This is a genomic window from Pantoea sp. paga (assembly GCF_007558755.1).
Classification (GTDB): Bacteria; Pseudomonadota; Gammaproteobacteria; order Enterobacterales; family Enterobacteriaceae; genus Pantoea; species Pantoea agglomerans.
In genome coordinates, this window is the sequence record NZ_VLTF01000002.1 from 159,320 (window position 1) to 174,842 (window position 15,523).

Consider the following 15,523-nt stretch of genomic DNA (forward strand, 5'->3'; position numbering starts at 1 on the left):
TGAGATTGAGAGCAGCGTTGTGCGATTATTCAGTCAATTAAGTTGGTATTTTCTGCGGGAGTGGCGGCGCTATCTGGGCGCGGTCCTCCTGCTGATTGTTATTGCTATTCTGCAGCTGCTGCCACCGCATGTGGTCGGGGTGATTGTCGATGGCGTGACGCGTGACAACATGAGCACCAGCCGCATCATGATGTGGATTGGGATCATGCTGGCAACGGCGGTGGTGGTCTATCTGCTGCGCTATGTCTGGCGCGTGCTGCTGTTTGGTGCCTCCTACCAGCTGGCGGTTGAGTTGCGCGAAGATTTCTATCGCCAGCTGAGTCGTCAGCAACCGGCATTTTATCTGCGTCACCGCACCGGCGACCTGATTGCGCGCGCCACCAACGACGTGGATCGGGTAGTGTTTGCTGCCGGGGAAGGGGTTCTGACGCTGGTCGACTCGCTGGTCATGGGCTGCGTGGTGCTGCTGGTAATGAGCACGCAGATCAGCTGGCAGCTGACGCTGCTTGCGCTGGTGCCGATGCCCATTATGGCCATCGTGATCCATCGCTACGGTAATCAACTGCACCATCGCTTTAAGCTGGCACAGGCCGCCTTCTCCAGCCTCAACGATCAGACGCAGGAGAGCCTGACCAGCATCCGGATGATTAAATCTTTTGGCCTTGAACAGCATCAGTCGCAGCAATTTTCCGATATTGCCCGCGACACCGGTGAAAAAAACCTGCGCGTGGCGCGGGTCGATGCCCGTTTCGATCCCACTATCTATATCGCTATCGGCTTCTCAAACCTGCTGGCGATTGGTGGCGGCAGCTGGCTGGTCTGGCATGGAGAGATGACGCTGGGGCAGCTCACCAGCTTTGTGATGTATCTCGGCCTGATGATCTGGCCGATGCTGGCGCTGGCATGGATGTTTAATATTGTTGAACGCGGCAGCGCCGCCTGGAGCCGCATCGGCGCGCTGCTGGCGGAAGCACCAGCGGTGGAAGATGGCGATAAGTCACTGCCATCTGAACCGGGCACGCTGCAGGTCGCGATTCGCGCCTTCCACTATCCGGCCAGCGTGGGTCCAGTCTTAAGCGATGTCAGCTTCCAGCTGAAACCCGGTGAGATGCTGGGGCTGTGCGGGCCAACCGGCAGTGGCAAAAGTACGCTGCTTAGCCTGATTCAGCGCCACTTTGATATTCAGCAGGGCGACATCCGTTATCACCAGATCCCGCTGCCGCAGTTGCGGCTGGACAGCTGGCGCAGCCGTCTGGCCGTGGTCAGCCAGACACCGTTTCTGTTCTCAGACAGCGTGGCGAACAATATTGCGCTGGGGAAACCGGGCGCAACTCAGCAGGAGATTGAGCATGCCGCCACGCTGGCCTGCGTTCATGACGATATCCTGCGTCTGCCGCAGGGCTATGAAACGGAAGTCGGGGAGCGTGGTGTGATGCTGTCGGGTGGACAGAAGCAGCGTCTTTCGATTGCCCGGGCGCTGCTGCTGAATGCGGAAATCCTGATTCTGGACGACGCGCTTTCTGCGGTGGATGGTCGTACCGAACACGAAATCCTGCATAACCTGCGCATCTGGGGGCAGGGACGCACGCTGATTATCAGCGCGCACCGCTTATCGGCACTGACGGAAGCCAGTGAAATCCTGGTCCTGCAGCAGGGCAGAGTAGCGCAGCGGGGTGACCACGACGCGCTGACCGGCAGGGCTGGCTGGTATCGGGACATGTACCGTTACCAGCAACTGGAAGCGGCGCTGGATGATGATGAAAATGAGAAAGGAGTGCCGCATGGCTAAGTCTGCACGCTTGTGGCCTACCCTGAAGCGTCTGCTGAGCTACGGTAAGCCGTGGCGTAAATCCCTGTCACTGGCGGTAGGGATGCTGTGGATCGCTGCCGCGGCGGAAGTGACCGGACCGGTTCTGGTCAGCTATTTTATCGACAACCTGGTGGCGAAACATCATATGCCCTGGGGAGTGGTCGCCGGACTGGTGGTCAGTTTTATCCTGCTTCAGCTGCTGGCCGCCGGGCTGCACTACTGGCAGGCGCTGTTGTTTAACCGAGCCGCTATCGGCGTGGTACAGCGGTTACGCAGTGACGTGATGAATGCCGCACTCTGTCAGCCGCTGAGTGCCTTTGATACCCAGCCGGTCGGGCAGATTATTTCACGCGTGACTAACGACACCGAAGTGATCCGCGATCTCTACGTCACGGTGGTTTCAACCGTGTTGCGCAGTGCCGCACTGGTCGGCGCCATGATGGTGGCGATGTTCAGCCTTGACTGGCGCATGGCGCTGGTGGCGATGATGATCTTCCCGCTGGTACTGGTGGTGATGTTCATCTATCAGCGTTACAGCACGCCCATTGCCCGTCGGGTTCGCAGCTATCTGGCAGACATCAATAATGGCTTTAACGAAGTCATCAGCGGCATGAGCGTGATCCAGCAATTTCGTCAGCAGGCGCGATTTGGTGAGCGAATGGGCGAAGCGAGTCGCTCTCACTATCTGGCGCGAATGGAAACGCTGCGTCTGGATGGCTTTCTGCTGCGTCCGCTGTTGAGCCTGTTTTCAGCGATGGTGTTGTGCGGGCTGCTAATCCTGTTTAGTTTCTCGATGCCTGGCGTGTTTGAAGTGGGGGTACTCTATGCCTTTATTACCTATCTGGGGCGTCTGAATGAGCCGCTGATTGAGCTGACCACTCAGCAATCGATGCTGCAGCAGGCAGTGGTTTCAGGTGAACGTATTTTCGAACTGATGGATGCTGCACAGCAGCAGTATGGGGCCGATCAACAACCGCTGGCTTCAGGTCGTATCACCCTGAACAATCTGAGCTTTGCCTACCGTGAAAACCGCGATGTGCTCAGTGATATCAACCTTGAGGTTGCCCCACGCGAGTTTGTGGCGCTGGTGGGACATACCGGCAGCGGTAAAAGCACGCTGGCGAACCTGTTAATGGGTTACTACCCGGTGACGCGCGGCGAGATCCGCATTGATGATCGACCCATCAGCGACCTGAGCCATGCCGTGCTACGGCGCGGTATTGCGATGGTGCAACAGGATCCGGTGGTGCTGGCTGATACGCTGCTGGCGAATGTGCGGCTGGGACGCGACATCAGCGAAGAGGCCGTCTGGACGGTGCTGGAACAGGTGCAGCTGGCTCCGCTGGCACATGCGTTGCCGGAGGGGATTCATACCCGGCTGGGCGAACAGGGCAACAATCTGTCGGTCGGGCAGAAGCAGCTGCTGGCACTGGCTCGGGTGCTGGTTGATCTGCCGCAGATACTGATCCTCGACGAAGCGACGGCCAATATCGACTCCGGCACCGAGCAGGCTATTCAGCAGACGCTAGAGACGCTGCGCCAGCACAGCACGCTGGTGGTGATTGCTCACCGCCTCTCAACGATTATTGAAGCAGACAAGATTCTGGTGCTGCATCGTGGTCGTGTGGTTGAGCAGGGTACGCATCAGCAACTGCTGGCGATGCAGGGACGTTACTGGCAGATGTATCAGCTGCAGCAGGCAGGTGAAGATCTGGTATCGGGCGTCGCTGTAACAACTGAAGGCTGACTTGCACCTTTTTTGCGCACCTTTATCAGATTAATCTGTATAAATGCACTCCTTTGACGCCTGAAGCACCAAAGGAGTGCAGTCCTCCGCTGCAATTTCCCCTGTACGGCCTCTCTGTTTCCCATCCTCTTTAAAGCATCCCTTGCCGCGTCTCGCCTGAACAATGGATTACCGTCATTTTCACACTCTGGCACAGGCTTTGCTTATATCCCTGCGTGTCCGTAAACGTTACCTATTTACTCGCTGGAGGGGATCCAATGAAGCTGGTTACCGTCGTAATTAAGCCATTCAAGCTGGAGGATGTACGTGAAGCTTTATCCTCTATCGGCATTCAGGGACTGACCGTCTCCGAAGTGAAAGGTTTTGGCCGTCAGAAGGGCCATGCAGAGCTTTATCGTGGCGCAGAGTACAGCGTGAACTTCCTGCCTAAGGTCAAAATTGATATCGCTATTGCCGACGATCAGTTAGACGAAGTGGTGGATGTCATCAGTAAAGCGGCTTACACCGGCAAAATTGGCGACGGTAAAATTTTCGTAGCTGAACTGCAGCGCGTCATCCGTATTCGTACCGGCGAGACCGACGAAGCCGCTCTGTAATAAAGACTCAGTACTGTGATGGGATGGAATAAAAATGAATAAAATTTTCGCTAAGTTGGGCCTCACCAGCCTGGCACTGTTACCCTCACTCGCGATGGCTGCGCCTGCCGTTGCGGACAAGGCTGATAACGCATTTATGATGATTTGCACCGCGCTGGTGCTGTTTATGTCAATTCCAGGTATCGCGCTGTTTTACGGTGGTTTGATTCGCGGTAAAAACGTGCTGTCGATGCTGACCCAGGTTGCCGTCACCTTCTCACTGGTCTGCGTATTGTGGATGGTTTACGGCTATTCACTGGCGTTCAGTGAAGGCAACGCATTCTTTGGCAGCTTTAACTGGGTGATGCTGAAAAACATTCAGCTGACCGCCGTCATGGGCAGCTTTTATCAATATATTCACGTCGCGTTCCAGGCCTCGTTTGCCTGTATCACGGTGGGCCTGATTGTCGGTGCTATCGCAGAACGCATCCGTTTCTCTGCCGTACTGATTTTTGTCGGCGTCTGGCTGACCCTGGCTTACCTGCCTATCGCGCACATGGTGTGGGCTGGCGGTTTCCTGGCACAGGATGGCGCGCTGGACTTTGCTGGCGGCACCGTGGTGCATATTAACGCCGCTGTTGCCGGTCTGGTGGGCGCTTATCTGGTGGGCAAACGTGCCGGCTTTGGTAAAGAGGCCTTCAAACCACACAACCTGCCCATGGTATTCACCGGTACCGCCATTCTGTATGTCGGCTGGTTCGGCTTCAACGCCGGTTCTGCTTCTGCAGCAAACGAAATCGCGGCGCTGGCCTTCCTCAACACCGTTGTCGCCACAGCGGGCGCCGTGTTGTCATGGACCTTTGGCGAGTGGGCGGTACGTGGTAAGCCTTCGCTGCTGGGTGCCTGTTCAGGCTTTATTGCTGGATTGGTAGCGATTACGCCTGCCTGTGGTTATGTCGGCGTTGGCGGTGCATTAATCATCGGCCTGGTTGGCGGACTGGCGGGACTGTGGGGCGTGACCACCCTGAAAAAATGGCTGCGCGTGGATGATCCCTGCGATGTGTTCGGCGTGCATGGCGTGTGCGGCATTGTCGGCTGTATCCTGACTGGCGTGTTTGCCTCCTCTTCACTGGGCGGCGTAGGCTACGCAGAAGGTGTCACCATGGGCCATCAGGTCTGGGTACAGCTCTTCAGCGTGGGCCTGACTATCGTCTGGTCGGGCGTTGTCGCCTTCATCGGCTTCAAGCTGGCTGATTTGATTGTCGGTCTGCGCGTTCCGGAAGAGCATGAGCGTGAAGGTCTGGATGTAAACAGCCACGGCGAGAATGCTTACAACCAGTAATGGATGGGCAGTGAAAAGATCAACCGGGGGCGAGCAATCGCCCCCTTTTTTTATTCGCTGCGCTGACGCATCACTCCTTCCTGAACCGTTGAGGCCACCAGCACGCCCTGCTGATTGTAGAACTCGCCCCGGACAAAACCCCGTGCGCCTGACGCCGAAGTACTGACCACGCTGTAGAGCAGCCATTCACTGAAGTCGAACGGGCGGTGGAACCACATTGAGTGGTCGATAGTGGCGACCTGCATGTCCGGCTCTAAAAAGCCTTTACCGTGCGGCTGGAGCGCGACCGGCAGGAAATTGAGATCGGAAGCATAGCCGAGCAGATATTGATGGATACGTAAATCGTCGGGCAGTGGGCCGGTGGCACGGATCCAGACCTGGCGTTCCGGCTTATCCACATGGCCCCGGAGAGGATTGTGAATCTGTACCGGGCGGATCTCCAGCGGACGTTCAGCAATAAATTTTTCACGTAGCTTTTCTGGCAGCAGATGCGCCATTTTCTGCGCCATCGCCTGTTCAGTTAACAGATTCTCTGGCCCCGCCACCTGCGGCATCGGATTCTGATGTTCAAAGCCGCTTTCCGGTGACTGGAACGAGGCGGTCATATAAAAAATCGGCTGCCCATTCTGAATGGCACTGACCCTACGTGCGCTGAAACTTTTGCCATCACGCAGCGTTTCAACATCATAAATAATCGCTTTCTGACTATCGCCGGGCCGCAAAAAATAGCTGTGAAAAGAGTGAATAATGCGATCTTCCGCCACGGTTTGCTTTGCGGCGTACAGCGCCTGACCCACCACCTGACCGCCAAACACCTGACGAAGGCCAATATCTTCGCTCTGGCCGCGATATAAACCCTCTTCCAGTTTTTCCAGATTTAATAAATTCAGCAGATTTTGCAGTGCCTGACTCATGGCGCGTTCCTCAATATAGTGACCTGCTCAGTGTGAAAGATCGGACCAGTTGACGTCAATCAGACTTTCTGGATTGTCGGTGCCAGGCAAAATTTCATTTTTGTGCCAACATTAAGGACATACGGCGAGTGAAGCGCTGTAAGCAGGATTCGCTGCCGACAATCATTTTGATCAAATGGAGACGACATCAATGAAACTCAGGCATGTGTTCAGTGGAGTAGTTATGGCGGTTGCTGTTGTAGGATGCGCCGACAAGAGTAAACCCGTGCCAACGCCAACTCTGGGGTCTGCGGTTGCAGGACAGACTGCGGCGATTGCGCAGCCTAACGTAAGTGGTTCAGTCTTTATCCGCCAGCGCATTGCGCTGCCGCCGGATGCGGTATTAACCGTGACGCTCTCTGATGCGTCCGTCGCCGATGCACCCTCAAAAGTGCTGTCGCAGCGTGTAGTGCGTACCGAAGGCAAACAGGCACCGTTCCAGTTCGTGCTGCCGTTTAACCCAGCCGACATCAAGCCTGATGCACGCATTCTGTTAAGCGCAGCTATCTCAATCGACGGTAAGCTGGCCTTTATCACTGAAGGCGTGAAGCCGGTGATTAACCAGGGTGGCACCAAAGCAGAGCTGCTGCTGGTACCGGTTCCGTCTATGGCGATGCCAACCCAGCCGGGCGCAGCGACCACCGTTCCTTCGACCTCACCGACGCAGGTGACGCCGTCTGCTGCGGTTCCTGCTCCAACCCGTCTGTAATCTCTTTTCGGGGCGACATTGTCGCCCTTTTTTCCCTGTCTAAAATCGCCAGCGATAAGCCTCGAGATCGAGCTGTCCGTCATCACTCACCTCTATACCTTCCGCTTCCAGTGCATCCCGCTGCCGCAACAGACGGTCACCCTGAAGAGAAATTGTGCCGTGTCGGTTTACGACGCGATGCCAGGGAAGGGTAGTGCCCTCGGGTAAGCGACTCAGCACGCCACCAACCTGACGCGCCGCGCGCGGAGAACCGGCCAGTAGCGCCACATCGCCATAGGTGGTGACGCGGCCAGCCGGAATAGCGGCAACAATTTGCCAGATGCGTTGCTGGAAAGTGTCTGGCTGATTCATGTACTTATTTCATCAGGAAAAAGGGTTTTAACTTTAGCACGGGGAAAAGGCGGAGAAAGCGTAAAAGCGGCGGTTGTTCAAGAAAACAACGGTTGTCCCGACTACGCTTGCAATTGCCACCTCCTTCCCAGATAATGCCCCCGCTCTCGTAAAGAGGGCTTGTCAATGGGGGCCCTGTTGGTTCTCCCGCAATGCTAGCTTGTGAACTCGGTCAGATCCGGAAGGAAGCAGCCGTAGCAGGTGACGCGTGTGCCGGGATGTAGCTGGCAGGGCCCCCACCACTTTCTCCCTTCGATATTCTCCCCCTAAGCTGCAGACAGGCAAAACCCGCCTGGGCCGATCCTTTGCCGGCAGGCAGGATTATCCGGTACTTTATTGGGGTAAAACTGAGCAGTAAGCGATCAGATTAACGGACAAATTTCCATACTGAACCCGGGACTTTATCGTAGAGCTTGTTCATCGTCAGTTCCGCCAGGCGATGGTCAGCCGCTGAGTAAAATACCGCTAATTCATCTTCCGGTAATTCATACTTATTTTTTTCAATCACCCTTTCCAGGGTATCAAGAGAGCGGCAGCGCCGCAGTCGCATCAAATAATCGGTTTTAGTCAGGGTTTTGTTCATAAATAAACCGTTCTCATGTCTTTACTATAATGAATGGCTCGGTTGCTGGAGAAAAGCGCACTCTTCAGTGAACAGATTAAATAAGCGTTTTGCTGAACGTTGCCACCGCTGAAGATCCGGACTATTGACACCATAATTGCTGAATAGCATAAAAGTATCATCAAGATATTCATCGATTTGCGAAATCAGCGCTTCATCTTCAACGTGCTTAATTTTGTAATTCATGGTGAAAGAGGCGATATGCTCAATCAAATCGTTAAGCTGTAGATTGCTTTCAGAAGTGGGATCATTAACCCAGCCATGATGGCTGTCGGTTAATGTTGCCATGCTGTCGTCAAACAGACTCTCACAAAGGTATTTAAGCTGGGCAATATCATGCCGTTTCGGTGAGTATTCGTCCATCTTTTTCCCCTCCATAGCTAGCACAGTTGCCGCAGGGCGGCGAGAGAAGATCACGCGGCCAGGAAGCGATTATTCGGGCAGTTATTAAACGGGATGTCTTAAAGATAGTGTAAAACCATTAGTTCTGCTCACCTCCATTACTAAATATTACAATTCATCGCCAGGGGAGGGTTGCTCATTGTCGATCACATCAAACTCAAGTGCACCGGGCTTAATGTGAAAGTTTACCTGTTCTGACTGCGTCACGGTTTCATTTAGATCCAGGCAGGGACTAAATAAATTCCAGTCAAAATCGTAAAGTAATTTAAAACTATTCAGATCCTGGTATTCAACCGAAATAATTTTTAAACTGCCTGGAACTAATCGGGCATTGTGTGAGTACCAGCGTAAATCCCCTACCAGCAAATCGGTTATTTTGAGAATATTCCGCTGAACAATCTCTGCTATTTTTGCGCAGTCCGATTCACCCGCGGCAATATCACATTCAATGCGTGACAGCATATCTGATCCACTTATAACCGTTAATAAACCTATCATTGGTTTTCTGCAACTGGTTTGCAAGCCAGTTGAGCACAAAACTCTCAGTTTCTGAGTTTAGCCAGACGCGGTCGCGGCCCTTACCGCCAGCGCGGGTCTGCCAGTGCGTACAGGTGTTATTTATCTTTTGATACACAATCCCACATTCAACGGAGAGCAACATCAGGTATCTTCACTGTTATGTTATAACATTATGGTGAAGTGATGCGGCAGAGTGGACTACTTATGTCACTGGGCGGGCGGCTGGGAGTAGCACTGCTATTTATCACGCTGCTTGCCGTGGCAATAAAATGGGGGATTAGCGCATGATCCTGTTTAACGCGCTTCGCGCGGGCTACCAGGGACAGGTTGTGACCCCGGCCATTACCGGCCAGCTCGCAGCAGGCTCAATGACCGCGCTGGTCGGCGCGAACGGTAGCGGCAAATCAACCCTGTTGAAAACCATTGCTGGCTTACTGCCACCGATAGCCGGGCGCTATGAGCTGCAGGTTGCACGTCGGGATATCGGCTGGTTGCCGCAGCGCACCGAACTTGAGACCCGCTTTCCCCTGACGGTATTTGAACTGGTCTCTATTGGCTGCTGGCCACGCTGCGGCTGGTTCGGCGGCATTAACCGGATACTGCGTCGGGAGATCTGGCAGGCGCTGGAAGCGGTTCAGATGAGTGATTATGCGGATGCGCAGCCCGCAACGTTATCCGGCGGACAACTGCAGCGGGTATTGTTTGCGCGGCTGATGCTGCAGCGCAGCCAGCTCTGGCTTCTGGATGAGCCTTTTAACGGTATTGACAGCCAGACGGTGACGTTACTGATGTCGATCCTTGAGCAGCAACAGCAGGCCGGAACAACCCTGCTGGTGGTGCTGCACGATCGTCCGCTGGTGGCGCGCTACTTCAGTAACGTGATGTCGATGGATGAACGTGAGGTTAACTGCACCTGCCTGCCTGCTTCCTCTCTGCGGAGTCGTGCGCCGTGACTCTTATTCAACCCTTTATTGAGTTTGGTTTTATGCGACGCGCGCTGGTGGCCTGCCTGGCGCTGGCTGTCAGCGCCACGCCGCTCGGGGTCTTTCTCTCCCTGCGACGTATGAGCCTGATTGGCGATGCCTTATCACACGCGGTGCTGCCCGGTGCCGCCATTGGCTATCTGATCTCCGGATTGTCACTGGTCGCGATGGGTGTCGGCGGCCTGATCGCCGGTTTAGCCGTGGCGCTGCTCTCTGGCGCGGTCAGTCGCTACACGCCGCTGAAAGAGGATGCCAGTTTCGCCGGGTTCTATCTGGGTTCACTGGCGCTGGGCGTCACGCTGGTTTCATTACGCGGCTCAAGCGTGGATCTGCTGCACGTTCTGTTTGGCTCGTTGCTGGCGGTAGACAACGCAGCGCTGTTGCTGGTAGGCGGCATCGCTGCCTTTACGCTGATTCTGCTCGCGGTGATCTATCGTCCGCTGGTCATTGATGCATTTGACGGCGACTTTCTGCGTGCGCAGGGAAAATGGAGCGCACCACTGGTGCATGGTCTGTTTTTAATGCTGGTGGTGCTGAATCTGGTGGCGGGTTTTCAGGTGCTGGGCACCCTGATGTCGGTGGGTTTAATGATGTTGCCCGCCGCCAGCGCCCGCTTCTGGAGTCGCCATCTCGCCGCGATGCTGGTTATCGCCATTTTCATGGCAATGATTTCGGCGCTGGCCGGGCTGATGCTCTCCTGGCACTTCTCATTGCCTGCAGGTCCCGCTGTGGTGCTGAGCGCCGCCATGCTGTTTTTTTTCTCCATTCTTACAGGGCCGTGCGGCGGAATTTTACGCCGCCATTAATCTTAAGGGGTATCTATGAAAAAATTACCGGTTAGCGTGGCACTCGCTGCGCTGTTTGCCACGCCTCTGGCGATGGCCAAAACGGTGGATGTCGTGGCCAGCTTTACCGTGCTGGCTGACATCGTTAAACAGGTCGGCGGCGATCATGTAAAGGTTAAAAGCCTGGTGGGGCCGAATGGCGATCCTCATACATTTGAACCGACACCGCAGGACAGTCAGGCGCTGGCGAAGGCCGATCTGGTGTTTGTCAGCGGACTGGGACTGGAAGGGTGGATGGATCGGCTGGTCAGCGCCTCAGGGTATCGCGGTCAGCCGATTGTCGCCTCAACTGGTGTCACCACCCGCAGCATGGAGGAAGAGGGTAAAACCGTTACCGATCCTCACGCCTGGAACAGCATGCAGAACGGCGTTATCTACGCGACCAACGTGATGAATGCGCTGGTCAAAGCCGATCCTGAAGACGCTCCGGCTATCCGCCAGCGTGGACAGAATTACATTCAGCAGCTGCAGGCGCTGGATCGCTGGGCAAAAACTGCCTTTGACGCTGTGCCAGCCGATAAGCGTAAAGTGCTGACCAGTCACGATGCCTTTGGTTACTTTGGACAGCGATATGGCGTGACTTTCCTGGCGCCGGTAGGGTTCTCTACTGAGGCGGAAGCGAGTGCCAGCAACGTGGGTAACTTAATCACCCAGCTGAAGCAGCAGCACATCAACCGCTATTTCATCGAGAACCAGACCGACCCGCGGCTGGTAAAACAGATTGCCAGCGCCACCGGGGCTGAGCCGGGTGGTGAGCTCTATCCGGAAGCGTTATCCACGGCCTCTGGCCCGGCAGCCAGCTATCAGGCGGCTTTTAAACACAACGTGAATGCGATGCTGAAGAGCATGCACTAAGCATAAAAAAGGCCGGGCAAGCCCGGCCAGTCATCACGACACAAACTAGCGTTTTTTCTTTCTTCCCTGTACTGCTTTAAACCGCGGGTTCGATTTACAGATAACGTAAATACGGCCTTTGCGGCGGACCACTTTACAATCCCGATGGCGATTTTTTGCTGAACGCAGCGAGCTTAATACCTGCATGATCCTCTCCTCTATTTCTTTCCAAGAAAACGCCCGAAACGCTGGTTAAAGCGTGCTGTGCTGCCCTCTTTGGCAAAATCTTTCTGTTTGCCGGTGTAGAACACATGTGAGGCAGACGACACATCCAGGGTGACGTAGGGCAGCGTTTCGCCTTCGAACTCCACGGTGCGATCGGTTTTGATGGTTGATCCGATTTTGAACCAGACGTCAGCCGATGTGTCATGGAAGACCACGTGACGATAGTGAGGATGAATATTCGCTTTCATAATGCACACCCATATAATGTTATACTATAACAATATTATGCGATGCACAGGCCAGGATTGCAACTGTCCGTGAGACAGGAAAAGCAAGGGAACAGGAAATGAGAAGGGCAGAATCGCAGGCATAAAAAAAGGCCGCTTGCGCGGCCTCAGATGATTTACAGCTTAGTGAGTCTGGTTATGCTCAACCGGATGACTGTTCGCTGATTCTTCTTTTTTCTTGCCAAAGCGGCGGCGTACCACCACAAAGAACACAGGAACGAAGAAGATCGCCAGTATGGTCGCGGTGACCATACCACCGATAACACCGGTACCTACGGCGTTTTGCGAACCGGAACCGGCCCCGGTACTGATCGCCAGCGGCAGTACCCCGAGAATAAACGCTAGTGACGTCATCAGGATAGGACGCAGACGCATACGGCACGCTTCCAGCGCAGCTTCAATCAGCCCTTTACCTTCTTTATCCATCAAATCTTTAGCAAATTCGACGATAAGGATGGCGTTCTTGGTGGAGAGGCCGATGGTTGTCAGTAACCCCACTACGAAGTAGACGTCATTACTCAGGCCACGCAGGGTGGTAAAGATCAGTGCACCAATGACCCCGAGTGGGACAACCAGCATAACCGAGAATGGAATCGACCAGCTCTCGTACAGTGCGGCGAGACACAGGAAGACCACAATCAGTGAGATGGCATAGAGCGCAGGGGCTTGGTTGCCTGACAGGCGTTCCTGATAGGACATGCCGGTCCAGTCATAGCCGATACCGGCAGGCAGTTTCGCCGCCAGCTCTTCCATCAGGTCCATTGCCGCACCCGAGCTTTTGCCTGGCGCAGCCTGTCCCAGGATTTCCATCGCAGGCAGACCGTTGTAACGCTCAAGACGCGGTGAACCATATTGCCATTTCGCTGATGAGAAGGCAGAGAAGGGCACCATGGTTCCGCTGCTGTTGCGCACGTACCATTTACCAATGTCGTCCGGCAGCATGCGGGCGTCCGCTTTACCCATGACGTAAACTTTCTTCACGCGACCGCGGTCAATGAAGTCATTGACGTAGGAACCGCCCCAGGAAGCCGCCAGCGTGGTGTTGATATCACTCAGTGATACGCCCAGCGCCTGTGCTTTCTCCTGATCGATCGTCAGCTTGTACTGCGGCGTATCTTCCATTCCGTTGGGACGGACGCCAACCAGCGTATCAGGATGTTGCGCAATCATGCCGAACAGCTGATTACGCGCTTCCGTCAGCTTATCGTGGCCAAGGTTATTCTGGTCGATCAGCTCAAAGTCGAAGCCGGTCGCGTTACCCAGTTCAATAATGGCTGGCAGGTTGAAAGGAATGACCATTGCATCTTTGATCGCGCCCAGCGCCTGCATGGCACGGCCAGCAATCGCCGGTACTTTCATGTCGCTGCCGGTACGCTCATCCCACGGCTTGAGACTGACGAAGGCGATACCGGTGTTCTGTCCACGACCGGCAAAGCCGAAGCCGTTAACGGTAAACACCGATTTAACCGTGTCTTTCTCCTGGGTCAGGAAGTAATCCGTCACCTGATCCAGCACTTTCTGCGTACGCTCCTGGGTTGCACCAGCAGGCAGCTGCGCCTGAGCCAGCAGCAGACCCTGATCCTCTTCCGGTAAGAATGAAGAGGGCAGGCGCACAAACAGAAACGCCATACCGACCACGATCACCAGATAGATCAACATATAGCGACCCGTACTGCGAACCATGTGACCCACACCATCCACATAGTGGTTGGTGCTTTTGTCGAACATGCGGTTGAACCAGCCGAAGAAACCGGTGGTTTTACCGTGCTCGCCTTTTTTAATCGGTTTCAGCATGGTGGCACAGAGTGCCGGCGTCAGAATAAAGGCGACCAGCACCGACAGCGCCATTGCCGAAACGATAGTGATGGAGAACTGACGGTAGATAACACCGGTCGAACCACCAAAGAACGCCATTGGAATAAATACGGCAGCCAGCACCAGTGCGATACCGACCAGTGCGCCCTGAATCTGCTCCATTGAACGCTTAGTCGCTTCTTTTGGCGGTAATCCCTCTTCCGCCATCACGCGCTCAACGTTCTCGACCACCACGATGGCGTCATCCACCAGCAAGCCGATGGCCAGCACCATCCCGAACATCGTCAGGGTGTTTATCGAATAGCCAAAAGCGCTGATAACGGCAAACGTACCCAGCAATACCACAGGTACCGCGATGGTAGGAATGAGCGTGGCGCGGAAGTTCTGCAGAAACAGATACATAACCAGGAACACCAGCACGATCGCTTCAATCAGCGTTTTCACCACTTCGAAAATCGAGATCTTAACGAAAGGCGTGGTGTCATACGGATAGACCACTTTCAAACCGGCCGGGAACGTCGGCTGCAATTTGGCCAGTTCTTCTTTCACCGCATTGGCGGTATCCAGCGCATTCGCACCGGTGGCCAGCTTGATACCGATACCGGACGCAGGCTTGCCGTTATAACGGGCAACGATCTCGTAGTTTTCCGCGCCAAGTTCAATCCTTGCCACATCACGCAGACGAACCTGAGAACCATCTTCATTCACTTTCAGCAGGATTTTGCCGAATTCATCGGTAGAGGTGAGACGGGTTTGCGCAATGATAGAGGCGTTAAGCTGCTGTCCCGGAACCGGAGGCGTACCGCCCAACTGACCGGCAGCAACCTGGGTGTTCTGCGTATTCAGCGCGCTGATAACATCAACCGGCGTCAGGTTGTAGTTGTTCAGCTTGTGCGGATCCATCCAGATACGCATCGCGTACTGCGCACCAAATACCTGGGTATCACCCACACCTTTGGTACGGCTGATCGGATCTTTGATGGACGATGAAATAAAGTCAGAAATATCATTCTGCGTCATATTGTCATCGTCGCTGATGAAGCCCGCTACCATCAGGAAGCTACTGGAAGATTTCTTAACCTGAATCCCCTGTTGCTGTACTTCCTGCGGTAACAGCGGCGTCGCCAGCTGCAGTTTGTTCTGCACCTGAACCTGCGCGATATCGGCATCTGTCCCTGACTCAAAGGAGATCGTCAGGGTCAGCGTACCGGATGAGTCGCTGCTTGAGGACATATACATCAGTCCATCAATGCCGTTCATATTTTGTTCGATGACCTGGGTCACCGAGTCCTGCAGCGTTTTAGCATCTGCACCAGGGTAGGTGGCCTGAATCTCAATCGCCGGCGGTGCAACATTGGGATATTGCTCAATCGGAAGTTTGAGAATCGATAGCGCACCGACCAGCATAATGATGATGGCGAGCACCCACGCAAAGATGGGCCGATCGATAAAGAACTTAGCCATG

General features: G+C 54.6%; 16 protein-coding genes and 1 other RNA gene. 9 read left to right on the forward strand and 8 right to left on the reverse strand.

Annotated features, from left to right (window positions below; genetic code table 11):
• Window positions 1-19: 19 nt before the first annotated feature.
• From FOV68_RS06310 to amtB, 4 genes are all read left to right on the forward strand, one after another.
• Window positions 20-1,789 (forward strand): SmdA family multidrug ABC transporter permease/ATP-binding protein, encoded by a 1,770-nt coding sequence (locus FOV68_RS06310; protein WP_031592176.1) that lies wholly within the window; start codon window positions 20-22, stop codon window positions 1,787-1,789.
• Complete coding sequence (locus FOV68_RS06315) at window positions 1,782-3,557, forward strand: SmdB family multidrug efflux ABC transporter permease/ATP-binding protein (protein ID WP_143990505.1); 1,776 nt, start codon at window positions 1,782-1,784, stop codon at window positions 3,555-3,557. The genes FOV68_RS06310 and FOV68_RS06315 overlap by 8 nt, the downstream gene beginning before the upstream one ends.
• A gap of 257 nt (window positions 3,558-3,814) precedes the next feature.
• A complete protein-coding gene (gene glnK, locus FOV68_RS06320) occupies window positions 3,815-4,153 on the forward strand; it encodes a P-II family nitrogen regulator (RefSeq protein WP_003850469.1) in 339 nt (112 codons plus the stop codon).
• Between the two features lie 34 nt (window positions 4,154-4,187).
• Window positions 4,188-5,474 (forward strand): ammonium transporter AmtB, encoded by a 1,287-nt coding sequence (gene amtB / locus FOV68_RS06325; RefSeq protein WP_010255877.1) that lies wholly within the window; start codon window positions 4,188-4,190, stop codon window positions 5,472-5,474.
• A gap of 50 nt (window positions 5,475-5,524) precedes the next feature.
• Here the strand turns inward: amtB and tesB are convergent, their stop codons facing one another.
• Complete coding sequence (tesB, locus tag FOV68_RS06330; protein ID WP_010255880.1) at window positions 5,525-6,388, reverse strand: acyl-CoA thioesterase II; 864 nt, start codon at window positions 6,386-6,388, stop codon at window positions 5,525-5,527.
• Window positions 6,389-6,578: 190 nt separating this feature from the next.
• On the opposite strand from tesB, the gene FOV68_RS06335 reads away from it, so the two are divergent.
• On the forward strand, window positions 6,579-7,136 hold the full coding sequence (locus FOV68_RS06335; RefSeq protein WP_010255881.1) for a YbaY family lipoprotein: 558 nt from the start codon (window positions 6,579-6,581) through the stop codon (window positions 7,134-7,136).
• Between the two features lie 39 nt (window positions 7,137-7,175).
• Here the strand turns inward: FOV68_RS06335 and FOV68_RS06340 are convergent, their stop codons facing one another.
• Window positions 7,176-7,487 carry an MGMT family protein gene (locus FOV68_RS06340; protein ID WP_031592174.1) on the reverse strand — a complete coding sequence of 104 codons (312 nt, stop codon included), beginning with the start codon at window positions 7,485-7,487 and terminating at the stop codon, window positions 7,176-7,178.
• Window positions 7,488-7,662: 175 nt separating this feature from the next.
• Between FOV68_RS06340 and ffs the strand changes: the two genes are divergently transcribed.
• An RNA gene (ffs, locus tag FOV68_RS06345) (signal recognition particle sRNA small type) lies at window positions 7,663-7,759 on the forward strand.
• 134 nt (window positions 7,760-7,893) lie between these two features.
• Here ffs and FOV68_RS06350 read toward each other — a convergent pair.
• From FOV68_RS06350 to FOV68_RS06360, 3 genes are all read right to left on the reverse strand, one after another.
• The gene (locus FOV68_RS06350) at window positions 7,894-8,109 is read right to left on the reverse strand and encodes an HHA domain-containing protein (protein ID WP_003850458.1); all 216 of its coding nucleotides are present in this window, start codon (window positions 8,107-8,109) and stop codon (window positions 7,894-7,896) included.
• Window positions 8,110-8,133: 24 nt separating this feature from the next.
• Window positions 8,134-8,511, reverse strand: a complete 378-nt coding sequence (gene tomB, locus FOV68_RS06355) for an Hha toxicity modulator TomB (RefSeq protein ID WP_003850455.1) — start codon at window positions 8,509-8,511, stop codon at window positions 8,134-8,136.
• 147 nt (window positions 8,512-8,658) lie between these two features.
• Window positions 8,659-9,012: a hypothetical protein gene (locus FOV68_RS06360; RefSeq protein WP_031592173.1), complete on the reverse strand. Its 354-nt coding sequence runs from the start codon at window positions 9,010-9,012 to the stop codon at window positions 8,659-8,661.
• Between the two features lie 341 nt (window positions 9,013-9,353).
• Between FOV68_RS06360 and FOV68_RS06365 the strand changes: the two genes are divergently transcribed.
• The 3 genes from FOV68_RS06365 to FOV68_RS06375 are packed head-to-tail and all read left to right on the forward strand — an operon-like array spanning window position 9,354 to window position 11,752.
• Window positions 9,354-10,022 (forward strand): metal ABC transporter ATP-binding protein, encoded by a 669-nt coding sequence (locus FOV68_RS06365; protein ID WP_064704851.1) that lies wholly within the window; start codon window positions 9,354-9,356, stop codon window positions 10,020-10,022.
• Window positions 10,019-10,858, forward strand: a complete 840-nt coding sequence (locus FOV68_RS06370) for a metal ABC transporter permease (protein ID WP_010255890.1) — start codon at window positions 10,019-10,021, stop codon at window positions 10,856-10,858. The genes FOV68_RS06365 and FOV68_RS06370 overlap by 4 nt, the downstream gene beginning before the upstream one ends.
• A gap of 15 nt (window positions 10,859-10,873) precedes the next feature.
• Window positions 10,874-11,752 carry a metal ABC transporter substrate-binding protein gene (locus tag FOV68_RS06375; protein WP_031592168.1) on the forward strand — a complete coding sequence of 293 codons (879 nt, stop codon included), beginning with the start codon at window positions 10,874-10,876 and terminating at the stop codon, window positions 11,750-11,752.
• A gap of 45 nt (window positions 11,753-11,797) precedes the next feature.
• Here FOV68_RS06375 and ykgO read toward each other — a convergent pair whose 3' ends face one another.
• The 3 genes from ykgO to FOV68_RS06390 all read right to left on the reverse strand — a co-directional run bounded on the left by ykgO (window position 11,798) and on the right by FOV68_RS06390 (window position 15,522).
• Window positions 11,798-11,938 (reverse strand): type B 50S ribosomal protein L36, encoded by a 141-nt coding sequence (gene ykgO, locus FOV68_RS06380; protein ID WP_010255896.1) that lies wholly within the window; start codon window positions 11,936-11,938, stop codon window positions 11,798-11,800.
• Between the two features lie 11 nt (window positions 11,939-11,949).
• Complete coding sequence (locus tag FOV68_RS06385; RefSeq protein WP_010671219.1) at window positions 11,950-12,204, reverse strand: type B 50S ribosomal protein L31; 255 nt, start codon at window positions 12,202-12,204, stop codon at window positions 11,950-11,952.
• A 162-nt stretch (window positions 12,205-12,366) separates the two neighbouring features.
• A complete protein-coding gene (locus FOV68_RS06390) occupies window positions 12,367-15,522 on the reverse strand; it encodes a multidrug efflux RND transporter permease subunit AcrB (protein WP_031592166.1) in 3,156 nt (1,051 codons plus the stop codon).
• Window position 15,523 lies beyond the last annotated feature (1 nt).